Annotated in this window: 27 protein-coding genes; 22 read left to right on the plus strand and 5 right to left on the minus strand. The window is 40.8% G+C overall.

The features are described 5' to 3' along the window. Window positions 1-101 precede the first annotated feature (101 nt). Genes MKY99_RS11005 through MKY99_RS11025 form a run of 5 tightly spaced genes read left to right on the plus strand, consistent with a single transcriptional unit; the run spans window position 102 to window position 2,839 of the window. Window positions 102-575, plus strand: coding sequence for an NUDIX domain-containing protein (locus MKY99_RS11005; RefSeq protein WP_042193681.1), 474 nt, complete (start codon window positions 102-104; stop codon window positions 573-575). Window positions 576-593: 18 nt separating this feature from the next. Next, window positions 594-1,181, plus strand: coding sequence for a histidine phosphatase family protein (locus MKY99_RS11010; protein WP_339270460.1), 588 nt, complete (start codon window positions 594-596; stop codon window positions 1,179-1,181). Beyond that, entirely contained in the window at window positions 1,178-1,603 is a 426-nt protein-coding gene (locus MKY99_RS11015) for a hypothetical protein (RefSeq protein WP_042187124.1), read from the plus strand. Before MKY99_RS11010 ends, MKY99_RS11015 begins: the two co-directional genes overlap by 4 nt. A gap of 9 nt (window positions 1,604-1,612) precedes the next feature. Further along, the gene (locus MKY99_RS11020) at window positions 1,613-2,023 is read left to right on the plus strand and encodes a DUF2809 domain-containing protein (protein ID WP_081382731.1); all 411 of its coding nucleotides are present in this window, start codon (window positions 1,613-1,615) and stop codon (window positions 2,021-2,023) included. Between the two features lie 24 nt (window positions 2,024-2,047). Beyond that, window positions 2,048-2,839: a lipid II flippase Amj family protein gene (locus MKY99_RS11025; protein WP_042187128.1), complete on the plus strand. Its 792-nt coding sequence runs from the start codon at window positions 2,048-2,050 to the stop codon at window positions 2,837-2,839. A gap of 18 nt (window positions 2,840-2,857) precedes the next feature. On the opposite strand, the gene MKY99_RS11030 is transcribed toward MKY99_RS11025, so the two are convergent. After that, on the minus strand, window positions 2,858-3,634 hold the full coding sequence (locus MKY99_RS11030; protein ID WP_339270462.1) for a hypothetical protein: 777 nt from the start codon (window positions 3,632-3,634) through the stop codon (window positions 2,858-2,860). Window positions 3,635-3,831: 197 nt separating this feature from the next. Here MKY99_RS11030 and MKY99_RS11035 point away from each other — a divergent pair, with 197 nt between their 5' ends. Together MKY99_RS11035 and MKY99_RS11040 are read left to right on the plus strand one after the other, a co-directional pair. Beyond that, window positions 3,832-4,689: an SDR family oxidoreductase gene (locus MKY99_RS11035; protein ID WP_339270464.1), complete on the plus strand. Its 858-nt coding sequence runs from the start codon at window positions 3,832-3,834 to the stop codon at window positions 4,687-4,689. Window positions 4,690-5,057: 368 nt separating this feature from the next. Next, window positions 5,058-5,453 carry a DUF4265 domain-containing protein gene (locus tag MKY99_RS11040; protein ID WP_042187136.1) on the plus strand — a complete coding sequence of 132 codons (396 nt, stop codon included), beginning with the start codon at window positions 5,058-5,060 and terminating at the stop codon, window positions 5,451-5,453. A 140-nt stretch (window positions 5,454-5,593) separates the two neighbouring features. On the opposite strand, the gene MKY99_RS11045 is transcribed toward MKY99_RS11040, so the two are convergent. Further along, window positions 5,594-6,571, minus strand: a complete 978-nt coding sequence (locus tag MKY99_RS11045; RefSeq protein ID WP_339270466.1) for an alpha/beta hydrolase — start codon at window positions 6,569-6,571, stop codon at window positions 5,594-5,596. A gap of 189 nt (window positions 6,572-6,760) precedes the next feature. Here MKY99_RS11045 and lepB point away from each other — a divergent pair, with 189 nt between their 5' ends. From lepB to MKY99_RS11060, 3 genes are all read left to right on the plus strand, one after another. Beyond that, entirely contained in the window at window positions 6,761-7,258 is a 498-nt protein-coding gene (gene lepB, locus MKY99_RS11050) for a signal peptidase I (protein ID WP_076283028.1), read from the plus strand. Between the two features lie 126 nt (window positions 7,259-7,384). Beyond that, complete coding sequence (locus MKY99_RS11055) at window positions 7,385-8,422, plus strand: HD domain-containing phosphohydrolase (RefSeq protein WP_042187147.1); 1,038 nt, start codon at window positions 7,385-7,387, stop codon at window positions 8,420-8,422. 264 nt (window positions 8,423-8,686) lie between these two features. Beyond that, a complete protein-coding gene (locus tag MKY99_RS11060; RefSeq protein ID WP_339270467.1) occupies window positions 8,687-9,547 on the plus strand; it encodes an alpha/beta hydrolase in 861 nt (286 codons plus the stop codon). 73 nt (window positions 9,548-9,620) lie between these two features. Here MKY99_RS11060 and MKY99_RS11065 read toward each other — a convergent pair whose 3' ends face one another. Beyond that, window positions 9,621-9,938, minus strand: a complete 318-nt coding sequence (locus MKY99_RS11065; RefSeq protein ID WP_076283026.1) for a MazG-like family protein — start codon at window positions 9,936-9,938, stop codon at window positions 9,621-9,623. Window positions 9,939-10,035: 97 nt separating this feature from the next. Between MKY99_RS11065 and MKY99_RS11070 the strand changes: the two genes are divergently transcribed. The 6 genes from MKY99_RS11070 to MKY99_RS11095 all read left to right on the plus strand — a co-directional run bounded on the left by MKY99_RS11070 (window position 10,036) and on the right by MKY99_RS11095 (window position 15,626). Next, window positions 10,036-10,614 carry a TIGR00730 family Rossman fold protein gene (locus MKY99_RS11070; protein WP_339270469.1) on the plus strand — a complete coding sequence of 193 codons (579 nt, stop codon included), beginning with the start codon at window positions 10,036-10,038 and terminating at the stop codon, window positions 10,612-10,614. Window positions 10,615-10,835: 221 nt separating this feature from the next. Continuing rightward, entirely contained in the window at window positions 10,836-11,585 is a 750-nt protein-coding gene (locus MKY99_RS11075; protein ID WP_042187155.1) for a GTP pyrophosphokinase family protein, read from the plus strand. A gap of 154 nt (window positions 11,586-11,739) precedes the next feature. Continuing rightward, a complete protein-coding gene (locus MKY99_RS11080; protein ID WP_339270471.1) occupies window positions 11,740-13,365 on the plus strand; it encodes a glycoside hydrolase family 9 protein in 1,626 nt (541 codons plus the stop codon). 124 nt (window positions 13,366-13,489) lie between these two features. Continuing rightward, the gene (locus MKY99_RS11085; RefSeq protein ID WP_339270473.1) at window positions 13,490-14,239 is read left to right on the plus strand and encodes an ATP-binding cassette domain-containing protein; all 750 of its coding nucleotides are present in this window, start codon (window positions 13,490-13,492) and stop codon (window positions 14,237-14,239) included. Next, window positions 14,236-14,994, plus strand: a complete 759-nt coding sequence (fetB, locus tag MKY99_RS11090; protein ID WP_042187159.1) for an iron export ABC transporter permease subunit FetB — start codon at window positions 14,236-14,238, stop codon at window positions 14,992-14,994. Before MKY99_RS11085 ends, fetB begins: the two co-directional genes overlap by 4 nt. A 137-nt stretch (window positions 14,995-15,131) precedes the next feature. Continuing rightward, window positions 15,132-15,626: a hypothetical protein gene (locus MKY99_RS11095; protein ID WP_149644088.1), complete on the plus strand. Its 495-nt coding sequence runs from the start codon at window positions 15,132-15,134 to the stop codon at window positions 15,624-15,626. Window positions 15,627-15,727: 101 nt separating this feature from the next. Here the strand turns inward: MKY99_RS11095 and MKY99_RS11100 are convergent, their stop codons facing one another. After that, window positions 15,728-16,585 carry an alpha/beta hydrolase gene (locus MKY99_RS11100; protein ID WP_076283022.1) on the minus strand — a complete coding sequence of 286 codons (858 nt, stop codon included), beginning with the start codon at window positions 16,583-16,585 and terminating at the stop codon, window positions 15,728-15,730. Window positions 16,586-16,769: 184 nt separating this feature from the next. Here MKY99_RS11100 and MKY99_RS11105 point away from each other — a divergent pair, with 184 nt between their 5' ends. Beyond that, window positions 16,770-17,588, plus strand: coding sequence for a cupin domain-containing protein (locus tag MKY99_RS11105; RefSeq protein ID WP_339270475.1), 819 nt, complete (start codon window positions 16,770-16,772; stop codon window positions 17,586-17,588). Window positions 17,589-17,640: 52 nt separating this feature from the next. Here the strand turns inward: MKY99_RS11105 and MKY99_RS11110 are convergent, their stop codons facing one another. Then, complete coding sequence (locus MKY99_RS11110) at window positions 17,641-18,636, minus strand: acryloyl-CoA reductase (RefSeq protein ID WP_339270477.1); 996 nt, start codon at window positions 18,634-18,636, stop codon at window positions 17,641-17,643. A gap of 225 nt (window positions 18,637-18,861) precedes the next feature. Here MKY99_RS11110 and MKY99_RS11115 point away from each other — a divergent pair, with 225 nt between their 5' ends. The 5 genes from MKY99_RS11115 (at window position 18,862) to MKY99_RS11135 (ending at window position 23,276) form a co-directional block, all read left to right on the plus strand. Further along, entirely contained in the window at window positions 18,862-19,362 is a 501-nt protein-coding gene (locus MKY99_RS11115; protein WP_339270478.1) for a GNAT family N-acetyltransferase, read from the plus strand. Between the two features lie 84 nt (window positions 19,363-19,446). Then, a complete protein-coding gene (locus tag MKY99_RS11120) occupies window positions 19,447-20,865 on the plus strand; it encodes an NAD-dependent malic enzyme (RefSeq protein ID WP_076298432.1) in 1,419 nt (472 codons plus the stop codon). Window positions 20,866-21,259: 394 nt separating this feature from the next. After that, a complete protein-coding gene (locus MKY99_RS11125; protein WP_339271594.1) occupies window positions 21,260-22,342 on the plus strand; it encodes a HAMP domain-containing sensor histidine kinase in 1,083 nt (360 codons plus the stop codon). Continuing rightward, window positions 22,335-22,781, plus strand: coding sequence for a hypothetical protein (locus tag MKY99_RS11130; RefSeq protein WP_339270481.1), 447 nt, complete (start codon window positions 22,335-22,337; stop codon window positions 22,779-22,781). Before MKY99_RS11125 ends, MKY99_RS11130 begins: the two co-directional genes overlap by 8 nt. Window positions 22,782-22,832: 51 nt before the next feature. Continuing rightward, window positions 22,833-23,276, plus strand: coding sequence for a GNAT family N-acetyltransferase (locus MKY99_RS11135; protein WP_042187171.1), 444 nt, complete (start codon window positions 22,833-22,835; stop codon window positions 23,274-23,276). Window positions 23,277-23,280: the final 4 nt, after the last annotated feature.

Below are 23,280 nucleotides of genomic sequence, written 5' to 3' on the forward strand. Positions count from 1 at the left end.
ATCACAGAGATGTCTAATATATACAGAATGTGGGTTTATGGGAAGCCGGAGGAAAATAGAATGATGTTCTACAAAACGGTGTGAGAGGATGGTTGAATAGCGTGCCGATGTCAGAGTATTATCAGGAGATCCGAGGAAAAGTGGGTTCAGAGTTATTAATGATGCCTTCCGTAGCTGCAGTAATAAGAAATAAAGAAGATGAAATTCTATTTATTCGAAAACCTGAAGAGTCCTTGTGGGGATTGCCAGCAGGCGCTATCGAGCCAGGGGAACGGCCGGGAAGAACTTTGCGCAGAGAAGTATATGAAGAGACTGGATTAATGGTGCATCCTACTTCCATTCTTGGGGTTTTTGGTGGAGGGAAATATAGATACGAATATAACAATGGAGACCAGGTGGAATATACAGTCATCGTTTTTGAGTGTTCTATCATCCGTGGAACGCTGAGAGCAATGGATGGGGAAGTCGAAGAATTTAAGTTCTTTAAAGAGAGTGAGCTGCCCGAGATGGCCATTCCCTATCCAGTGGAGATTTTCAAGAAAGACCGCGAAGTGGCAAAAACGATATTTGAATGAGCTGGAGAGGAGTAACTCATGAAGACTTTTATTTATATGATTAGGCACGCAGTATCACCTTTTGTGCTTGGGGATGAGAGAGAACGAGGATTATCTGATAAAGGGCATGAGGACGCATATAGAATTAAAGAACTGTTGGCGGAGGAAGAGATCACACATTTTGTTTCTAGTCCTTATAGACGAGCCATAGATACGATTAAGTATTTGGCTGATGCATCGGATCAAGAAATTGAGCTGTATGAGGAACTTAGAGAAAGAGCCATCGCAAGCGTTGAAATCGAGATCAGTGAACAAGAATTTCTTCAAGGTATCCGGGCATCGTTCACAGACTTACAATATAAAATGCCAAATGGAGAGAGTACTCAGGAAGCACAAGAGCGTGCAATCCCCATCATGAAGCAATTGATCCAGCAAAATAAAGGCGGCAAAATAGCACTAGGTACCCACGGGAATATCATGACCATTATCCTGAATTACTTCAATAAAGAGTATGGTTATGAGTTCTTTGAACAGACTTCGAAACCAGATATTTATAGGCTGGAATTTGATGAATTAGAGCTTACTAGTGTGGAACGAATGTGGAACCCCGAAGTTCTGAGCAAATGAAGTATTTTATTAAGCTGAATTCGTTAAGCGTACTTTATGCCTTTATGTTGTTTGTCGTAATAGAGCTACTAGTAAATATTTATCGTATTAGTAGAATTTCTGGCTTGGAGCTGGATAAAGTGAATAACTTGCAGCTTATTTTCATATTTGTGATGTTTATATTTTTTTCTATGGGGTTTGTTTGGATGACAAGAAAATATTTGAGCGGTAAAAAATCCATATATTTCACTACGATCCTGTGGTTTCCCTATTTGGTTCTGTTTATTAATTTATTCGCAGCATGGTTCCCGATTACAGAAGCTGCGGATAAACCAGTTCCGGTAACGGGGTTAATCATAATAGGGGCCATGATTATTTATCCGTTTTATATCGTGATGATTAATATTATATCAAGCATAAATTTCAAGTCAGACGCAGGATAGAGGATGGAAATGAGAGTCAATGCTTTAAAAGAAAGAGTTATTTATGGATGCATCTGCTTAATTGTTATTGTACTGGGGTTATGCTCTAGAGCATTCTCGGAACAGCTACCTTTGTTTGTAACGAGACATTTTGGAGATGCGCTTTGGGGCAGCATGGTTTACTTTATGTTTCGTGTACTGCTAGTGAACCGGAAGCTGTGGATCGCTTTTATGTGGAGCCTGATGTTTAGTTTCGGTATAGAATTTAGCCAACTGTATCAAGCAGAGTGGATCAACAGCATCCGTGCTACCATACTCGGTGGGTTGATTCTCGGAAAGGGATTCCTATGGATTGACCTTGTTCGATATACCGTTGGAATTACGCTTTCTTACGGACTGGATCAATACTTTCGCCCAAAACTGCACCGAATAGATAAATAGCTTTTAATGGAGATGAACCTAAAAATGGTAAATAGCTTGATTGTAGTATGCTTGCTTACAATGATTATTCATACAGCAGAAACCTTATCTTATTCGGTAAGATACGCCGGGGTGAAGCTGAACAAGATAGCTATTGCTTTGTCTCTGACAGGCATTATTGTTCTCGTGTCAAGAACTGCAAACATGATTCAAGCTCCACTGACGGCTAAATTCGTAGATTATGCCAAAATACATTCTGATTTCCCACTTCTTAATTACTTGAGAATTATATTGTTAGCTTCTTCATTAGGGACATTAATTGCCATTGCTATTTTCCCTACTTTTGTAGGCTTGTTTGGGAGAATCATCTCAAAGCTTGAAATCGAAGGTTCTATTCCCAAGCTGCTTACGAGCGTAACGATCGGGCAGTTAAAAAATACTAGAAAATACATAAGAAAACCAAAAGTGAATCTATATAACTTCAGATACCTGGGGATTCCTAAACGTTTTATTGTTATGAATGTTTTTGTTACAGCCTTTTACACCGTAGGGGTCATATCATCTTTGTATGCTGCTCATCTAATGCCTCAATATAGCACGACTGCTTCTCAAGCCTCAGGATTGATTAACGGAATGGCGACTATACTGCTGACCATATTTATCGACCCACAGCTTGGTCTTATTACCCATAAAGCCACTGAAAATGTAGAATACCGTGATCAGCTAGGAAAAATATATGTGGTATTGATGGGTTCGCGATTTATAGGTACTATATTTGCTCAGCTCCTAATTGTGCCTGCAGCCCAACTAATTAGTATGTTAGTGAAGCTGATATGAGCCGGTGGGAACGAATCCTTATGGAAGCTTAGACTCTGCAGATCGTAGAGCTAAGGAGATCTTCTGCTCCCAGCTGTAAATATTCTGATGCATGTCATGAATTCGTTTCATTTGCTCATAGGATATTTTCATTTCTGATACTGCCTTAATTGCATCCCCTTGTTTTACAGCCGATTTATATTGTTTATCTGCTTCTGAACGAACTTTCTGCGCTACAGCGATATTCTTGTTCTCGGCGGTGATTTGCTTCTTCAGAGCTGTGATTGGTGCCAGAGCATCTTTGATAGGCTTGATCTTGGCAGCTGTTTGCTTGCGGGCAGTTGCCAAAGCGTCTGTCTTGGCCTTAATTTCAGTTCTAGCGAGTGTTACCGCAGCTTTGAGCTTATTGCGTCTTAGATCCAGGAGAGTGGCTGTCTTAAAGTCCTTAGCTTTCTTGGCTGCGGTAGACTGCTTACTGAGTGTGCTGTATTGGTCCAGTAGAGGAGCATGTTTCTTCTGAGCCGACGTTGCTTCAGATGATAAACGACTCAGCAGAACCTTATCTGTTGACTCTATGACAGAGTGAATAGATTTCAGAGCTTCATTGTTCTGCTTACGTAGCATTTGAATTTTTGAGCTATCGGACTTGAGGGCTACTTGAAGCGAGGTATAATTACCATGGAGACCGTTAATGTCATCTAAGGCTGAATCCCAGTCTGTACCTGCAGAAGCTAATGTAAGGTTGATGTTGAGGAGAGCTACTACTAGGATTAATTGGACAAACCTCTTTAAATAACTAAAATTGTGAATAAACATTCATTTCAGCTCCCTAATTAGTCTATGTGCGCAAAAAAAGCACCTCCAAGATAGGCATGAATGCCTATCTTGCGAGGTGCTTCTCCCGCAGAAATATAAATGATACACTTACTATAACTTGAAATTAATGGATAGTCAATCCGAAAAAGAACGTTTGTTTGCTTTTTTGAAATAATGAAATATAAGGAGAGTCAAAGATGAATTCACATCTAGATCGAATGCATGATCGAGTGGCCTTAATAACCGGAACCTCTAGTGGATTTGGACTGCTCACAGCCCTTAAACTAGCAGGACAGGGATTCAAAGTTGTAGCAACCATGCGCGATTTGAGTCGTAAAGGCGAGCTTGAACAGCAGGCAGAGCAAGCAGGACTCTTGAAGCAGCTTCATTTTATGACCATGGATGTTACCGATAGTGATTCTATACAGGCGACTATAACCTCAGTACATGAAACATTCGGAAGAATTGATGTTTTGGTAAATAATGCAGGCTTTGCTATAGGCGGCTTCATAGAAGAGATATCCATGGAAGAATGGCGTCAGCAAATGGAGACGAATTTTTTCGGATTAGTCGCGGTCACAAAAGCTGTGCTGCCAGTTATGCGAGAACAGAAACGTGGTACGATTATTAATGTGGGGAGTATAAGCGGGTTGTCCGGGTTTCCGGGGTATGCTCCATATGCAGCTTCCAAATTTGCAGTAGAAGGATTCAGTGAAAGTCTGCGTCATGAAATGTCTCCTTATGGAATACGTGTAGTATTAATTGAACCTGGCTCCTTCCGTACTCCGATTTGGGGAAAAGGAATGGCACAAATTCGTCAAGTCGAGGATTCTCCTTATAGAGACCGTCTGGACGCTGTGCTACGATATTCCAAGCATACCGCTGAAACTGCACCTGATCCAAAGCAAGTGGCAGATCTCATCGGTCGTATTACTGAAATGAAGTCACCGAGGCTTCGGTATCCTATCGGCAAAGGCACCCGGATCTTGATCTTAGGCAAAACGCTGCTCCCGTGGAAATGGCTGGAGAGAATTATTGCGAAAGAATTGAGGTGATGGAATGGAGCAATCCATAAACTTAACAATCATTAAACTCATTGGATATGTATCCAGTTTGATGACCGTTTTTTTATGGTTTATATTTATATTCATTAATCCGTATGCTGAGGTTACGAATCAATCCAGTATTATAATAAGTATGGTAATGTTGGTGTTGCCTGCCGGATTACTTGCGATAGGTGTCTCTTTAAACAGAAGCCTTCTCATGCTTCTCGCCTTTATTTGGAGTTTTCCATACAGTTTATATATGTTTTTAACGCCGGGAATCTTCAGGTTGTTCGGGATTACAAGCTTAATGTATTTATTGTGTTTTGTGTTATTTAGAATCATCAAGATCAGATTTTGAATAGAATTGAGGTGTGCTGATGCTAGATTCGTCAGGACTACATATTTGCTTCGATCCAGCAGGCCGTGAAATAGAAATCCTTGATGTTACTCCAGTCGGTAAAGATAAATACCGCATCGAAGAGACGCCGATCTTTAATCCAAGTGTTACAATGGGTGATATTATACGGGTGAAAGAAGAGCTAGGGATCTATTACTATCAGGAAACTGTACAGAAATCTCATTTCAAAAGGTACGCTTGGCTCCTCAGTAAAGAGGCTGTTGATTCAGCAGCCATTTCTGCTTTTAAACAACGGATCACAGAGAATGATGGGAAATGTGAACAGATCTTTGGCGGTTTGTTGGTCATTCATATACCTAAGAATACTTTGATGGACGTAGATGGGGAAATGAATCGCATTATTGAGCGGTTTTAGAAGTGTGGGTACGTAAATATTAACGATTATGAATAAGAAAAAAAATGCTGCGGCATGAAATGCAAGGAAGCTTGCACATGATGCAGCAGCATGGAGAATAGGTGAAACGCTTTAGACAATCTGAGCGATACAATCTATACTTATTTTATTTCTTTCATAAATGTCTTAAAATTTTCGGCGATTTCTTTTGATTTGGTATGGTGCAGATAATGTCCTGCATCAAGTTTTACCAATTTTCCTTGTACGGAATTTTTGACTTGCTCTTCATGCAATGATATCCAATCTTTTAAGAGAGTATCATCCCCTTGAACAAAGAGCAAAAGGGGGAGATCCTTTGGAAAAGTTGAATTTAGAGCCCCTTTATAATTAGAAGACATATTTTCCACTTCATTTAAGTTAGTGTAATTATAAGTGTTTCTAAGCGTAAGCAATCTCAATTGTTCTTTAGTTTCATCATCAAACGGTAATTCAGCATAGGGATTTCCACTTGATTTAAATAACAATCTGCCCAAGCCTGATTTTCTAAGTAGTTTTAATTTTCCTGTTGGTACTTTAACACCTATTCTGTCTTCCGTTGCAATACTGTTATCAATCCCGACAAATGCACTCACTTCGTTTGGATATTTGTTCACATAATTCAAACTGTACATACCGGAAATAGAGTGTGCCATTAGAATATAACGGTCAATATTAAGCTGCTTTACAGCTTCATGAATTTCACTCACAATGTTTTCTGTGGTTCGCTCTTTTTCAGTTCTATCACTTAATCCATAACCGAAAGGCTCAATCACAACAACTTTGTAAAATGGTGATAGTTCATCTATTAGCAGCTTAAAATCAAGTCCCGGTGCCACCGTTCCATAACCAGGTAAGAGCACAACAGTCTCTTCACCATTTCCTTGAATCAAAACATTCATATTTTTACCATCGACGCTTACAGACTGACCATAGGGTTTTATTTTAGCTTGGTCCGATTTATTGAGGAAAATATTAGCGACAAAAACAGTCACTAGAAAAAGCACTATTGCAGTAGCTAAAGCCCCTAAGGAAATAAGTATAATTTTAAGCGGTTTATTCATCCTTTTTTTAATAACCTCTTCTTCTGGTTTCACTTGCATCTTCTCCTGTTCTAATCGCTTTATTCTAGCTATCTTAACGAGTTGCTAAAGGAAGCTTACCCGATGAAGATGAACTATACATGACGACAATATGAACTGAATATGAACGAGCGAAAAAAAGCTACAGCACCACTCGTAAGGGATTTAGATATTCTGAGTACCCATAAAATGAATATGAGGTGAGCAATTATGTTGAAATTTATCAAACAATATTTGCCTAGTGTTGCTATCGCAGTGGTCCTATCTTTGTTTGTAAGAACTTATGTTGCTGAAGCCATGAGGGTTCCTACTGGCTCTATGATTCCTACAATTGAAATTAATGACCGTCTAATCGTTGAAAAAATGTTATGGATGACGACACTCGATCATGGAGATATCGTCGTGTTTACGCCTCCGGTAGCAGGTGATGAGAATAAAAGATATGTAAAGCGGTTGATAGGGTTGCCAGGTGATACCATTGAAATTAAAGATGGAGCCCTTTATAGAAATGGAACAGAGATCAATGAACCCTATCTTAATGAGCGGATGAACTATACTTTTGGACCCGTTACGGTTCCGGCGGATCATTACTTTTTTCTCGGAGATAACCGGAATATAAGCTACGATGCTCATCTCTGGGCTACTCCTTTTGTAGCGAAGGATCAGTTGATTGGAAAAGTGATAGCGGACTTTAGTATTCCTTTTTAGGTGATGTTGCGGGGGTCTTTTGAACTAATTGAGAGTGTTAATGAGACTTTAACCATATTGTGACTTTGGAATAATTTAGCTATCCTTAAGGTAAAATATACCTATTGATAGGAAGGGTGCAGAATTTTGAAAGCTCATGTCACGGATCTCAAACATGGCGATTGTCTTATGTTGGACACTTTTAATAGTGTTGGTTTACACGTGCTCCCAAAAGGGACAATTGTTTACCAAGAAGAAATCACCCTCCTGATGAGACATCGTATCGATTATGTCGATATTGAACCTCGCAGCATTGCGATGGATAATGAGGGAACGAATCTGGAGCAAAGCCTAAATGGAAACTTTGATCTAGCGATCCAAAACTATGAATCTATTTTTCTAGAAGCACTCAGCAAGGGTAGTTTCACGCAGTCAGATGTTGATCTTACGTTGCAGCCCTTGCTGGAAAAAATGGATGAACATAAGGATGTAGTTTCCTTATTGTTGTTGCTTGAACGAGAAGACGTTGGTACATACAATCATTCATTACAGGTCGGACTGCTATCATTTTACATAGCGACTTGGTTAGGTTATACCAAAGAAGAACGCTACGAGATTAGCCGGGCAGGGTATTTACACGACATAGGAAAAAGTCAGATCGACCCATCTATCTTAAATAAGACGGGGATCTTAACCCCTGAGGAAACTGAAGAACTAAAGCGTCACACTTCGTATGGATACGATATTATTCTTAAATCTATGAATGACGAGAAGACCGCTCTGGTGGCGCTTCAGCATCATGAATTCGAGGATGGGACTGGTTATCCTAATATGCTTCGTAAGGCGGACCTGCACCCGTATACACTGATTGTGGCTGTTGCTAATGCCTATGTTGGGATGACCTCTGCAAGAGTGAATCAACCCAAACAAGGGCTGATTACCGTTCTGCGCAAGGTGCATGAGCTGGGCTTTGGCAAGCTGAATGGAAATGCGGTACAAGCTTTGATTGGACATTTACTGCCGAACTTCGTAGGTAAAAGTGTTCAGCTTAGCAACGGAGAGCAAGGTACGATTATTATGAACAACCCTTTGGATATTTTTAAACCGTTAGTGAAAGTAGATGAAACTACGTTTAGGGATTTATCCAAGGAGCGAAATTTGACCGTTGAGGAAGTATTTATTTAACGAATAGTTTTGTCTGGATATATGGAAAGGCTATCTCCTGATTCAAAATCAGAGGATAGTCTTTTTATGTTATAATCGAAATTGGGTTAACAACCCGTTAATATGAAGTAGGAGAGTGCTTATCGTGATCATCAAGTTCATTCGTTTGCGTTAATTCGAGGTACAATTTAATGATACCAACATCCATTTATTTCAAAATGTGACGGGTCTTATTTAAGTGTGCATTCTTTGATTACCAAATTCGAATGAAATGAGGAATAAACAATGAGCGAAAAGATATTTAAAGTAAACGGTATTGATATATGTTCGGATAGTTTTGGAGACCCCAGCAATCCTGCAGTATTACTAATTATGGGTGCCACTTGTTCAATGGTTTATTGGGATGAGGAGTTCTGTAAACGATTAGCAGATACAGGACGATATGTTATAAGGTATGATAACCGGGATGTGGGACGTTCTGTTGTATATGAGCCTGGGAGTTCTAATTATACGGTAATTGATATGGCCGATGATGCTGCTGGGTTACTTGACGCTTATAATATAGAACAGGCAAATATCGTTGGGATGTCCTTAGGCGGAATGATTGCACAAGTCCTTGCTATACGTCATCCCCAAAAAGTTCTAACCTTAACATTGATCGCATCTAGCATTTTTGAATCTGATGATAATGACCGGAACTTACCTCCAATGGATGAGAGGATCCTCGCTTTTCATGCCAATGGAGCTAGTCTGGATTGGTCAGATGAAGAAGCGGTCGCAGATTACTTGGTTTCCGGTTCCAGCATACTCTGTGGATCAAAACATAAATTCGATGAGAAAAGAGCGTATAAACAAGTTAGGATGGAAATAAAACGTGCAAACAACTTGCTCAGCATGTTTAATCATTCGCTTCTTACAGGAGTGGATGACTACGAGGGGAAGGCGAAAAATACCATGGTTTCTACCTTAGTTATCCACGGTACAGAAGACAGCGTACTTCCATTGGAGCATGGTCTGGCGCTTGCCGATGAAATTCCTAATGCGTCGCTACTAACCCTAGAAGGAACGGGTCACGAAGTTCACCCTGATGATTGGGAAACAATAATTAATGCTATTTCGAATCATACATTAGGCAGTAATGCTTAACGAGGTTTAAATAGTTAGATAATGAAGGGTTACAATACGGTGATGCCGATTGTAGCCCTTTTTCTACTTCTCCTTAGGAATTAAAGCGTTTAACTAATTTTTCCTTATGTGCAGTAAATGCCTCTTCTAAAGTGATACCATACAAATCGGCTAACAAGGCTATATTTCCTAGCACATCACCAATTTCCTCAATCAAGTCTTGTTTCAGTTGCTCTGGTGGAGGGGTAGATTCATCTGGGCGATCTCTTCCGATTTCATAGGAGCGTACTGCCCGTGCAACCTCACCGGTCTCTTCCATAAGAAATCCAACCCGTATAAAAGGACCATAATCGGTCCAGCCTCTTTGTCCATAATAATTTTTAATCCATTTCTGCACTTCATTGATCTCCATATTATGTAGCACTCCTTAATCTTATATATGATTTATTCTCCAACATATAGTATATTAGATGTCGGATATTATCAATATATAGTTTGGAGATGAGGATTTGAAATCAATTTGTGTTTTTGCAGGATCGAATTTAGGGGTGCATGAGGAATATAAAGTCAAAGCTGTTGAACTTGGAAACTACATGGCTATGAACGATTATCGCTTAATTTACGGGGGGTCAAAAATTGGATTAATGGGTGAAGTCGCCAATGCTGTTTTGAACGGTGGAGGTGAGGTGATCGGAGTTATGCCTAGGGGATTGTTTAATGGAGAGATGGTACATAGAGAATTAACGCAGCTGATAGAAGTGGACGATATGCATGGACGAAAAGCAAAAATGGGGGAGCTGGCGGATAGCTTTATTGCTTTACCCGGCGGTTTTGGAACGTATGAAGAGCTGTTTGAGGTATTGTGCTGGTCACAAATCGGTATACATAAGAAACCGGTAGGGGTTTTAAATATCAGGAATTATTTTGATCCTCTGATGAATCTAATTCAACACAGCATTAACGAGGGATTTTCTAACGCTTCGCATCTTAGTTTGTTAAATATAGATCAAGAACCCTTGGAACTATTAAAAAAATTAGAAAGTTATGTCCCTCAAACGTTGGAGCAAAAGTGGAAACAGCTTAACTAAAGAACAGTTACTGTAACAGATGAAAGGGCTGCCGAGAGGGAGCTCTTTTTCTGCTAATCATTGGTTGTGGTAGAATATGGGGAGGTTAATACCCCATTTGAAATATGGGATTTGAATCAAATTAACTTTGAATAACCTCACATTCGCTCGCTGAATTTGAATTTCACTAGTGGATTGGCTATGATAAATATAGAGAAAAGCTACAAGAGGAGAAATGGATAATGACCCCCGAGAATCAAATCGAACAATTTAAGAAGCTTAAGCACGAGATCACCCGGTTTATGTTGATTTATAAATTTGCGCTTGATGAGATGGAGACGAAGATTGAGATCCTCAAACAGGAGTTTCAGTCTCTTCACGATTACAGTCCTATTGAACATACCAAATCGAGAATCAAGTCTCCCGAGAGTATTATGAACAAAATGCTCCGTAAAAATGGAGAATTATCTCTAGATTCTGTGAGAAATTGTATTAAAGACATTGCAGGTCTACGAATTACCTGTTCTTTTATCTCAGATATTTATCATGTAAGTGAAATGCTTCAGAAGCAGGACGACTTAACGGTTCTTGAAGTGAAGGATTATATTAAGAATCCCAAGCCTAACGGTTATCAAAGTTTGCATTTGCTGATTCAGGTACCTGTATTTATGTCAGATCGTCAGGAGTTAGTGTGCGTTGAGGTACAAATTCGTACCATTGCTATGGATTTCTGGGCAAGTCTCGAACATAAAATTTTCTATAAATATAATAAGTCAGTACCAGAGAGTATGACGCGTGAATTGAAAAATGCAGCGGATGCCGCTCATGCACTTGATCTGCAAATGGAGCGACTGCATCGGGACATTAAGGAAATCAAAGACGACGATGAAGATGATGATCTTAGTTCCTTTGAGGAGCTTCGCCGTATAGTGATTCACAATCAGCAATTCACACTTCCAGCTAACTTTATTAAGCTGCTTGGAGACAAATAATCTGATTATATCACCTAGAGTTACCGTTTCTGGTTAACTCTAGGTTTTTTATTGTAGTTATCATTGCCACGTACAACTAGAATAGAGTATTCTCAACTTGAAAGAGAGACTTGTAATCATTGGCTTCATCAATTTGATATGAAGGAGAATGAACATGAGTGAGCGTAGACTCCGAACCATTACTGTAAATCAAATCGGATATCCGGTGGGTGGAGAAAAGATTGCAGTGTTTACTGGTGCTGGACATGACTTTCAGGTTGTTGATGTTGATCATGGAAATGTTGTATTCGAAGGGCAGACAGGTGCTCCCAGATTTGATGAGGCAAGCGGAGTAACTGTACATACAGGTGACTTTTCTGAGGTTCATGCAGTGGGCAGATACCGGATTGAGCAAGGTGAGGGGATAGCTTCGGCATCATTTATAATCTCAGATAAACCTTATCAGGAGCTTCAACAGGGCTTGCTGAAGGCCTTTTATTATTATCGTTGCGGGGTTGAGTTGACTGAAGAGTATGCTGGAGATTGGAAGCATAAGGCATGTCATACAGCAGAGGGAATTGTATATGGTGAAACGGAGCGTCGGCTAGATTGTTCTGGAGGCTGGCATGATGCAGGTGATTATGGTAAATATAGTGGACCCGGAGCCAAGGCCATCGCCGATCTGTTACTAGCCTATGAGTTATATCCATCTGCTTTTGTAAGCGCTATCCCGATTCCTGAAAGTGGGGGGATAACTCCAGATATATTGCTGGAATGCAAAGTGGAGCTGGATTGGTTATTCAAAATGCAAGACTATAGAACAGGTGGAGTGTATCATAAACTGACTACGCTGAGCTTTCCAGATTTGGATGTGATGCCAGAGGCTGATACAGCAGATCTATATTTCTCACCGGTGTCAGCAACCGCCACTGGAGATTTTGCTGGAGTCATGGCCATGGCAGCGCGGATATATGAGCCCTTTGACTCAGCCTATGCGAAGAAATGTCTGGATGCCGCAACACTAGCTTGGGAATGGCTTATTCAACATCCAGATGCGCCAGGGTTTATAAATCCTCCAGAAATTAGCACCGGTGAATATGGAGATGGGAACGACAAGGATGAGCGGTATTGGGCAGCTGCGGAGCTCTATCGTACGACGGGGAAAGAAGAATACCATCAAGCTGTTCTGCAACTGGTGCAGTTGTCTTTTTCAAAATACAGTCTAGGCTGGGCAGATATGGGGGGCTACGGCACGCTTGCGTATCTATTAAATGGTGAAGATCTAGCAGACCGTGCTTTGTATGCTTCCTTAAGAGAAGGACTTCTAGCTGAAGCTGGATGTTTATCTGAACAGAGTCGCGAGGATGGCTATAGGATCTCTTTGAAAGAGGAAGACTATATTTGGGGTAGCAATATGCTAGTAATGAACAATGCTATGCTGCTGCTAGTGGCTGAATATTTTAGTGGAGATTCGAGCTTTGCGGACTGTGCGCTAGATCATTTGCACTATCTGATGGGTCGTAACGTACTGGATATCAGTTATGTTACCGGATTTGGCGATCATCCAGTGATGCATCCGCATCATCGTCCATCTGTTGGTGACCATGTGGTTGATCCTGTGCCGGGTCTTGTATCTGGGGGGCCAGATCGTGGGCTTCATGATGAATATGTAGTAGAACATTTACAAGGAAAACCAGCCGCTCAGTGCTTTGCCGATCATGAACTTAGTTATTCTACGAATGAGGTAACGATCTACTGGAATTCACCTGCGGTGTTCGTTACAGCTCGGTTTAATCAATAAATTAATTAATATATGGGAAAGGCATGTCTCATGGGGGAGATGCCTTTCTCTTTTTTTATGTAGCTAAAATGCTATAATACGAAATGGTATGATATTTTCTCGATTGGCAATAGGAGGTAAGGCATTGAGCAGTATTTTTGAAATTCAAAGACTTGCAAAATTGAACTGGAAAAGTAGCGAACAAGCTTCGAAATATCTATTCTCGGACATCTCCGCTGAAATATCTGAATCGGACCGAATCGCTCTGATCGGTGCCTCGGGTCAAGGTAAAAGCACACTACTTAGAATAATGGCTCTGCTGGATGCTCCAGATGAAGGGGATATGCTTGTCAAGGGCACTTCATTCAAAAATATGGATTCAAAGCTGTGGAGAATGAAAATCGGGTTTGTGGCTCAACAAGCGGTTATGTTGCCTGGCAGTGTGGAGGATAACCTAAGAACTGTCAGCAAGCTGCATGACAGACCATATGACCATAAATTAGTACAGCGGCTATTGGAACAACTAGGGCTGGAACAATTGGATTTGAGTAAAAAAGCAGCAGATTGCTCTGGCGGTGAAAAGCAGCGGATATCCCTGATTCGGTCATTGCTGCTGCGACCTAATGTTCTACTGCTCGATGAAATCACTGCATCACTAGACATTGACAGCACTCAAAGGGTAGAGGATCTACTAGAACAGTGGCATAAAGAAGAAGGGACTTCAATGATTTGGGTGACCCATGACCTTAAACAGGCTAGCCGAATAAGCACTACTACATGGTTTATGGGGAATGGTAAGCTGGAACAGCACTTGAGTGAATCTTTTTTTGCTGAATCTGCGGAAAACTTGGCAAAAAGATTTATTCGACCGTTAGAAGGAGCGTCATTCTTATGAGTTATACTGCACTGAGTTTCACGCTTCTGTTTGTGCTAGGGACGATGTTGGTCTCGGTATGGCAAAAGCTCGGACTAGAAAAAGATATTATTGTAGGCACGATAAGGTCGGCAATTCAATTGCTTGCGGTCGGATATGTACTGCAATTTATTTTTAAAACCGATCAGATGATCTATGTTATTTTGATAATAATCTTCATGATAAGTGTAGCCGCATGGAATGCAGCGAAAAGAGGAAAAGGTCTACGTGGATTAGTCTGGAGAATTGGACTTGCGATCGCTACTATGGAGCTCCTTATGATGGGGATTCTGCTCGGCTTACATATTATTGAGGCGACCCCACAATATATCATTCCCATTAGTGGCATGACCATTGGTAGCGCTATGGTTGTCTCGGGTTTGTTCATTAACCATATCAAGCACGAAATACAGCAGAGCAAAGGGGAAATCGAGACCCTGTTGTCACTCGGTGCAACGGTTCCACAAGCGATCCATGAAGTTAGAAAAAGATCTGTGAAATTCAGCATGATCCCTACCATCGACGGAATGAAGACAGTAGGACTTGTCCAGCTTCCAGGTATGATGACGGGTATGATTATAGCAGGCGCTGATCCGGTAATCGCTGTTCGCTACCAGATTCTGATTGTGTTCTCATTCACCGCTTCTGCGGCCATAACAAGTATACTGCTAAGTGTACTGAGCTACCGACTCTTTTTCACGCCTGATCAACGGCTTAAACAATCGGTAGAACGATAATAGATTTCTATTTCTCACAAGCGATTCCGTTATTGTCACGGTCGCTTTTTTTGTTGGCATTTTGGTTACATAAAAGTTAGCGATAACGGGGAATAATTAGAATTCAATTCACATGAGGTGAAAAAGCTTTCTATGAGGTGATTCTGATTAGTAAAAAGAAATTGGCGGCTACCCTGATCGCAGGTGTATTGCTTCTGCCAGGTATCGCAATAGGTGCACCTGATAATGGAACGGTGATTCAGTCTAATGGAAAGCTGCTCTCAGCCATGCCTTTGCCAGCTCCCGAGTCTAAACGAATCATATTGCCTTCTGCGTTTCAAGCGGCTGAGCTATACGGGTTCGGTTTGCAGCACAGGAATGCGTCAATTCAATATTCGATCTTTTCCAAGGAACTCAAAAAGGTTATGTATCCGCAGTTTGTTGAACTGAATTGGGTAACGGGCGTATCCAGTCCGTGGATTACAAAGTACGAGGTTACTAAAGAAACAGTAATTAACCCGAATTCAGAAGTCATAGAAATGCGCATAGATTCCGCGACTTCAAATGGTCCGGAACCATCCATGCTACTGACGATCTCACTTGTTAAAGATCATAATAGCTGGGTGATTACCGGAGTGAAGCCGAATCCTTAAATGACATGCGGAGAATTGTAAAAAGAGCAAGCGTAGTAGGGAACATTCCCGTACGCTTGCTCTTTTTTACTGACTGAATGCATTATTCCGCTATTACGCGACTAATCTCTACCCGCCTTGACCATCAATTCCGCCATCATTTTTGGCTCGGTTCGGACAGTGGTCATATGATCACCTTTGCCCTCGATGAAGCGGAAAACGCCCAAATGACTGGATTGAGTCGGGTGAAACCCATATGGACCTTGTGGGATAGCCGTGTCTTCCGTCAGATAAAGATAACTTTTAGGGATTTGGAGACTGTAGAATTTCTTGAGATCCAGCTTTTCAAACAGTGGGGTAGCTGGTTCAGGTGGAGCTTGTTTATAAAAGGCTTGTGCTTGCGCAAGACTGGCAGTGTTGACGAAGGTATCCCGGAAGAGCGGGAAAGGGAGCGTGATGGTGTTATTACCGGAAGCGTCTCTTAGCTGTTCAAAGGATTTAAGTGACTCAGCAGGAAATTGATCTGCCACACTTTGCCCGTCAAGCGGCGCGAAGGCATCAAAGAACACGATCCGTTTGATCCGATCAGGTACTTGCTGGGAAACTGTTTGAATGACTGATCCGCCGAAGCTATGTCCGAGCAGAATAAAATCCTTCAAGTCTTTTTGTTTAATATAGTCGACAACGGACTTTGTGATTTGCTCATGTGTTACATTATTATTCTTATCCGCGCCATGTCCTGCATATTCCGGTGTGTAGACGGTGTGCCCTAACTTACGAAGCTCAGAGGCTGTTTCATCCCAAAAACCTGCAGTAGCCCAAGACCCATGAATCAGAACAAAGGTTAATGGAGTCTGTTTAGTAGAGGATTTGTGGTTAGCGGCTGCAACCGTGGAGTGTTGATTCAAAGGCTGCAACCCCATAATGGTGAAGATAGAGATACATAACGCTAATACTATTTTAATGTGAATCGATTTCATACTTTGCCTCCTGTATAGTGTGAGAATTTAACATTATAGAGGATGCCCCGATTGACAGAGAAAGATGAATTTTTATTGGAGTCAGTGAATCTCCGGCACCTAGGCATAGGCAAACGCATATGTTGTTCTAGGAAATCAAAAATTTACGGGAACAGAAGGGTAGGAATAAACAGTGACTTCATACATGGATTATACGTCCCCTAATACACAATTTACTTTTGATGTGAACACTAATACTCTCTTTAAAAAGGATGCCAACAACTACATTAATTTACTGTCGGTTAAGCAGTTGAACACACTGGAGAATACCTCACTCCTTGATATTTTTCTTAGTAAATCGAATGTGGTGGAGCCTCATTATCATCAAAATGCGGCAGAGCTTGTCTATTGTATCTGCGGTTCAGCAGTAGTGTCTATACTCAATCCGTTTACAAATGAACTTCTTCATTTCCCAATATGTCCAGGTCAAGTGGCGAATGTGCCGCAAGGCTGGTGGCATTATGAAGTAGCTACTGTCGATAATACACATCTGCTTGCCATTTTTGACGCACCTATTCCTGAGGTTATCTTAGGCTCGGATATTTTGAGCAAAACTCCGGCAAATGTATTGGCCCATACTTACTGTTTGAATGAAGCATTGGTAAAGGAAGCGTTAGCTCCTATTAAACCTGGCACCTTTATCGGCCCACCTGCCGACTGCTGTGAGGAAGATAAAGTAAAGGGAGTCAATAATATGGCCCCGAATATGGCTCCTAATATGAATATGCATGCAAATATGAAACCAAATATGCAACCTAACATGCATCCAAACATGCAGCCATATGCTCATATGCAAGCTCAGCCCATTCCTATAGCTTCACAAATGCCTCCAGCGACGCAAGCATTTAATTATCAGCCTTACCCAATGCAAGGATACTACACTCAAGGCTATGAACAGCACTATCGCCAACAGCCTTATGTACAACAACAGCCGAATTATCAATATTCAAATAATCAAGAGTAACAACAAAAAACCTCCTGAGATTAAATCTCCCGGGAGGTTTTCTTATTAGGGCTTAAGATAAACGGACAAGCACTCTGCCTCGTGTGTTTCCTTGCAGAATATCTTCCAATGCTTGTGGCAGTTCATTCAAGGTTACTTCACGATCTACAAGGTTCTCAAGCTGTGCAGGCTTCAAATCAGTCGCCATCCGTGTCCACACCTTTTCGCGTAGCTCAGCAGGACACTCTACGGAATCAATACCGAGCAGGTTAACCCCCCGAAGAATAAAGGGAAGGACGGTAGTTGGAACAGAAGTGCCACCGGTCAGGCCGCTTGCAGCAACAGAACCTCTGTAGGAGATTTTACTCAAAATCAAAGCAAGTGAGTTTCCGCCAACGGAATCAACAGCACCTTGCCATAGTTGCTTTTCTAATGGTTTGCTAGATCCGCCCGTAACCTCCTCGCGTGAAATGACTTCCTCCGCGCCAAGAGTTTTCAAATATTCGTTAGCTTCTGTATTACCAGTGCTGGCCACTACGCTATAGCCTTTTGTGCTTAGCATAGCGATAGCCGATCCACCCACACCACCAGTCGCTCCCGTTACGAGTACTTTGCCTTTGTCTGATGCTAAGTCATTGTCTTCCAGAGCTTGAATGGACAAGGCTGCAGTTAGTCCAGCTGTACCATAAATCATAGCTTCTCTTAGTGTAAGTCCTTCCGGAAGTGGGGTGATCCAAGCGGCAGGAATTCGTGTATATTCGCTATATCCTCCAAAGTGAGATACACCCATACCATACCCTGTAGCGATAACTTGCTGTCCTTCATGAAACCGCTCGTCTGTAGAAGACACCACAGTACCGGATAAGTCGATGCCTGGAATAAAAGGGTATGATCTTACAATTTTTCCGTTAGGGATACTGGCTAATCCGTCTTTATAATTCACACTGGAGTATGCAACCTTAATTACAACTTCTCCTGCGGGTAGTTCTTCTAAGGCAACCGGCTTAACAGCGACGGAGAATGATGATTCTGTTTTGTCGACAACTAATGCTTGAAATGATTCTGTCATAAGTGTAAGCTCCTTCAACTACGTTATAGGTAAGACATGTATATATTATTTATTCTGATCAGTCAACTTGTCATTGTCTATGATATAACGCAAGTTAGACGTAGTGTAGGACTCTTTGATTGTGTATTGTAACATTATAATCGAACTCTACATGTTATTTGTACAGTGGACGTGTTAAGTTCAGACTGCTGGTATATAACTTGTTTTTAAGGGAGAATTGTTGAAATGTCTATTATTAAGTTAATTCGTGAACATGAGATCAAACCGTATTTGGACCTCTTAGCTGAGGTTGAACATATCCATCTGGATAGAAACAATCCTAACCATGAGCAGTGGCTGAGACGCCGCATACAATCACATTTTCAGCGGGGGGCGTTGTTTTATGCTTATCATGAGAATGAACAAGACGATGCTTTTGGTATTGTTGCCGTTCTGCATGAGGAGGCACCGATTGGCATTCCCGCGCTTGGAGCAAGAGCCGAAGTCCTAGATATTGGAGTATGTAAAGATCATCGCAGAAAAGGAATAGGAGGTATTTTACTACAGCATGTAGAAGAAGTTGTTAAGAGTAGGGGAGCTTACTGTTTACTTATGCTGACCTATGCAGAAGATTATGATGTAATTGCTTTTTACGGTAAAAACGGCTTTGTGCCCGTCGCTACAATCCCTGATGTATTTGGTCCGGGTGCCGAAGGGAATACTATCTTAAGAAAAATACTAAGGTGATCTATTCAATAGGAAGAAAGTTTGTTTAAATGGTATAGTATAGTGTATTTGAAATCTTAGGGTTGAAGAAAGAGAGGCTAATTCATGGCTATTGCAACAACGATGATTGTCAGGCTCGAAATTCGGAAATCGGTTGCTTCTTTTGGTGATGTTGCTTCAGGAATTGCCACTGCAGGTGGAGATATCGTTGCTATTGACGTGATTCGTGCAGGTAAGGATGTAACAACTCGAGATATAACAATAAACGTGCAAGATGCCTCGAATGGAGAAATGATGTCTATACTATCGAAGATGCCAGGAGTCAAAGTAATTAATGTGTCAGATCGAACTTTTCTAGCTCATCTTGGCGGAAAAATTGAAATCACACCTAAAATGCCTATCAAAAATCGGGAGGATTTATCGCTGGTGTATACACCGGGAGTTGCCCGAGTGTGTACGGCGATTGCCGAAGATCCGAACAAAGCCTATTCTTTGACGATGAAGCGGAATACAGTAGCCGTTGTTACAGACGGTACGGCTGTGCTTGGGCTAGGGGATATTGGACCGGAAGCGGCTATGCCTGTTATGGAAGGTAAGGCTATGCTGTTTAAGCAATTGGCGAACATCGATGCTTTTCCACTATGCTTAAATACTAAAGATTCAGATGAAATCATTAATATCGTAAAAGCAGTATCTCCTGGATTTGGGGGAATCAACTTAGAAGATATCAGTTCTCCGCGCTGTTTTGAAATTGAACGTCGGCTTGCTGAAGAGCTGGATATTCCGGTATTTCATGATGATCAGCACGGTACATCTGTTGTAGTTTTGGCAGGTCTTTTGAATGCGCTTAAAGTAGTAAATAAATCTATCGAAGATGTTCGAATAGTCGTTGTGGGTATAGGTGCGGCTGGTGTGTCCATCTGTAATATGCTTCTGGCGGCAGGAGCTCGCAAAATCTACGCGGTAGATCGTGAAGGTGTTCTTAGAAAAGATCTTCAGTATGATAATCAGGAATGGCGGAAGCTTGCAGATGCAACTAACCCGGAAGGTATCGAAGGTGGACTGACGGAGGTTATGCAGGGAGCAGATGTCTTTATTGGGGTGTCACGTGGTGGGATTCTATCTGTTGATCATCTCAAGAGTATGGCCAGCGATAACATTGTGTTTGCGATGGCTAATCCGACACCGGAGATTGAGCCAGAATTGGCCGAGCCTTTTGTTCGCGTATTAGCGACAGGTAGAAGTGACTATCCGAATCAGATCAACAATGTGCTGTGTTTTCCGGGTATTTTCCGTGGCGCACTGGATTGCAGAGCAAAAACAGTGAACCTTGAAATGAAGCTAGCCGCGGCAAAAGCGATTGCTTCAGTCGTTCATCCGGATGAGGTTAATGAGCAATACGTAATCCCGAGTATTTTTAACGAAAAAGTGGTAGAGTTAGTGCGTCTGGCAGTGATCCATGCAGCTATTGCAACGGATGTAGCCCGCCGGATCCCTAAGGATATTGATAAGGATATGGAATAAAAGCGATACTATAAATGGACTGCTCTGCTTTGTGAGAGAGTGGTCTATTTTTTATACATTGACACATAACTGAGAGGCGTATCATAATTAGGGCTAAAGTATTTATTCCCATTTTAGTAAAGTGGCTGATATAATTACAATAATGTATGAGATGTAGAAAGGGCATCCAAGTGGGTGCCCTTAAATTTTGCCTCTAGAGAGGGCAGTATCCAAAAAAGGGTTAAATTAATTTAGAAGTGGTGAATTCATGAGAGAGTTTTACAGTCAGGTGAATCGAAAAATCTATTACATTGTAATGTTATTAAATATTACCCTTATGATATCTGGATTAATACTGTCTACAACAGAGATAAATGGGATTAATTTTGGATACATGGTACATTTTTTGTGCGTGATGATTCTATCCATTAGTTTATGGATCTATCCTAAGTATGAGACATATACCTTTAGAAAGATCATCATTCTTTTTGGATTTGCTTACTTCTATACGCTTTTCTTTTTATATCCTCAAACTTGGACCACCTATATTTTGATTTGCCTTATTCCTGCACTTTCTATTCTATTTTTTGATTTAAAATTGTTCTACTTTTCCTTTATTATAAATGGGATATTGATGGTAATTACTTTTAGTTATGTCATCTTTATTGATAAAGGTGAATTATATACTTATTTACATCATGACATTTTAGGCAACATTATAAATATAATAGCTGTTCAAGCATTATTGTTTTTCATTTTCCATTTATCATTTAAACGGATGAAAAAGCAGCAACTGTATTATGAACAATTACAGCAATCCGAGCGGTTAAAGATGGTAGGACAATTAACAGCTGCTGTTGCACATGAAATACGAAATCCTATAACCGTGGTTAGAGGTTTTTTGCAATTGTTCAAAGAGGACGATTCATTTGATGATTCTAAAAAAAGTAAGTTCAACTTAATGATTGATGAATTAAACACAGTAGAACAGATTATCTCTCAATTTCTAACCCTATCCAAACCAAATGGAGATCAAAGACTAGAGAAAGTGGATGTGAAGGATGTCCTTCAAAGTGTAATGGGTCTGCTTCATTCCTATGCCATGCTATCTGATAACCAAATCGATATAAAGGTAGAGGAAGATTGTTTTATTTCCATTAATAAAATTGAGTTTAAGCAGTTACTCATTAATATTATAAAAAATGCGCTGGAAGCCTCAGATGTAGGGAAATCCGTCTCAGTCATAGCAAATAGAAATAATAATTTTATCGAGATCATGATCACCGATGAAGGAAGTGGGATGTCCGAGGCTGAGGTTAAGTCGCTGGGCACGCCTTTTTATTCATTAAAAAGTAATGGAACCGGTTTAGGGTTAATGATTTGCTTTAATATTGTAGAAAAATATGGTGGGGAAATTTATTATAATAGCTCTGAAGGTATGGGGACAACAGTTACTATTCGCTTTTTATCAGAATCGGGAGGGATCTATAATGATTAAGAAGCTATCCGCACTGATGCTGTCTGGAATAATCATAGTTCTTCTTGCTGCCTGCAATACAACTACCTATAAACACAATTACACATTTACAGGTGAAGGAAAAGTATGGTCGGCTGAGTATGTTCAAAAGGCAACAGAGAAGTTCATCGATAAAAAGGGTGAGAGACCAGATTATGAAACCTCGCAGCAATCTACATTTGAGCTTAAATATAAAGGTGAGCAAACGGATCTTGATAAGATTAATTCATTTAAATATAGCTTCAAGGGAACATCAGGTGGAGGAAGTAAAACCTTAGAAGATGTCGAGGGAGTAAGAAAAAGTGAGCTGAAGTCCGAAAGAGGTGGAAGCGGGGCGTTTGAACACGAGGACTCGATTATTAAGGTTGTTGTAGAGTGGGATGGGCAGAAGGATGAATTTGAACTGAAGGTTCGTAAATAGTGGAGCATGTGGAGAAAGATTCTTAAATTAAAGAAAGCAGGTTGAACATTCATGGTCGTTATTAAAGAAATAGAATTGGAGTCTCTCCATGAACTTGGTGATCTATATCAGGAGCTGATGGATCAACCATCGGATCTGAATAAACTAGAAGAAGTATTTAAAGTAATTAAGGCAGATCGTCGGTACATATTATTGGGCGCTTTTGTGGACGGGGAGTTGATGGGGTCTTTGATGGGGATTGTCTGTCATGACCTGGTAGGAGATTGCAAACCGTTTATGGTAATTGAGAATGTAGTAGTTTCATCGCGGGCCCGTCGTCAAGGTGTGGGTAAAAAACTAATGCTTGCCATTGAAGAAATGGCTCACGAGAGAGACTGCTTTTATATCATTTTAGTCTCTGGAGAGAAGCGTAAGGAAGCGCATATTTTTTATGAATCGTTAGGGTATAGAGATGAGAAGGTGGAAGGGTACCGGAAACATCTAAGTTCCCATTAAAAGG

The organism is Paenibacillus sp. FSL R5-0470, assembly GCF_037975205.1.
In the GTDB taxonomy this organism is placed as follows: domain Bacteria; phylum Bacillota; class Bacilli; order Paenibacillales; family Paenibacillaceae; genus Paenibacillus_AQ.

Bases quoted from the DNA above. Each gene is read 5' to 3' on its own strand.
- MKY99_RS11010 (WP_339270460.1), top strand. From the start codon at position 594: ATGAAGACTTTTATTTATATGATTAGGCACGCAGTATCACCTTTTGTG.
- MKY99_RS11015 (WP_042187124.1), top strand. From the start codon at position 1,178: ATGAAGTATTTTATTAAGCTGAATTCGTTAAGCGTACTTTATGCCTTT.
- MKY99_RS11020 (WP_081382731.1), top strand. From the start codon at position 1,613: ATGAGAGTCAATGCTTTAAAAGAAAGAGTTATTTATGGATGCATCTGC.
- MKY99_RS11025 (WP_042187128.1), top strand. From the start codon at position 2,048: ATGGTAAATAGCTTGATTGTAGTATGCTTGCTTACAATGATTATTCAT.
- MKY99_RS11030 (WP_339270462.1), bottom strand. From the start codon at position 3,634: ATGTTTATTCACAATTTTAGTTATTTAAAGAGGTTTGTCCAATTAATC.
- MKY99_RS11035 (WP_339270464.1), top strand. From the start codon at position 3,832: ATGAATTCACATCTAGATCGAATGCATGATCGAGTGGCCTTAATAACC.
- MKY99_RS11040 (WP_042187136.1), top strand. From the start codon at position 5,058: ATGCTAGATTCGTCAGGACTACATATTTGCTTCGATCCAGCAGGCCGT.
- MKY99_RS11045 (WP_339270466.1), bottom strand. From the start codon at position 6,571: ATGCAAGTGAAACCAGAAGAAGAGGTTATTAAAAAAAGGATGAATAAA.
- lepB (WP_076283028.1), top strand. From the start codon at position 6,761: ATGTTGAAATTTATCAAACAATATTTGCCTAGTGTTGCTATCGCAGTG.
- MKY99_RS11060 (WP_339270467.1), top strand. From the start codon at position 8,687: ATGAGCGAAAAGATATTTAAAGTAAACGGTATTGATATATGTTCGGAT.
- MKY99_RS11065 (WP_076283026.1), bottom strand. From the start codon at position 9,938: ATGGAGATCAATGAAGTGCAGAAATGGATTAAAAATTATTATGGACAA.
- MKY99_RS11075 (WP_042187155.1), top strand. From the start codon at position 10,836: ATGACCCCCGAGAATCAAATCGAACAATTTAAGAAGCTTAAGCACGAG.
- MKY99_RS11080 (WP_339270471.1), top strand. From the start codon at position 11,740: ATGAGTGAGCGTAGACTCCGAACCATTACTGTAAATCAAATCGGATAT.
- fetB (WP_042187159.1), top strand. From the start codon at position 14,236: ATGAGTTATACTGCACTGAGTTTCACGCTTCTGTTTGTGCTAGGGACG.
- MKY99_RS11100 (WP_076283022.1), bottom strand. From the start codon at position 16,585: ATGAAATCGATTCACATTAAAATAGTATTAGCGTTATGTATCTCTATC.
- MKY99_RS11105 (WP_339270475.1), top strand. From the start codon at position 16,770: ATGGATTATACGTCCCCTAATACACAATTTACTTTTGATGTGAACACT.
- MKY99_RS11110 (WP_339270477.1), bottom strand. From the start codon at position 18,636: ATGACAGAATCATTTCAAGCATTAGTTGTCGACAAAACAGAATCATCA.
- MKY99_RS11115 (WP_339270478.1), top strand. From the start codon at position 18,862: ATGTCTATTATTAAGTTAATTCGTGAACATGAGATCAAACCGTATTTG.
- MKY99_RS11120 (WP_076298432.1), top strand. From the start codon at position 19,447: ATGGCTATTGCAACAACGATGATTGTCAGGCTCGAAATTCGGAAATCG.
- MKY99_RS11125 (WP_339271594.1), top strand. From the start codon at position 21,260: ATGATTCTATCCATTAGTTTATGGATCTATCCTAAGTATGAGACATAT.
- MKY99_RS11130 (WP_339270481.1), top strand. From the start codon at position 22,335: ATGATTAAGAAGCTATCCGCACTGATGCTGTCTGGAATAATCATAGTT.
- MKY99_RS11135 (WP_042187171.1), top strand. From the start codon at position 22,833: ATGGTCGTTATTAAAGAAATAGAATTGGAGTCTCTCCATGAACTTGGT.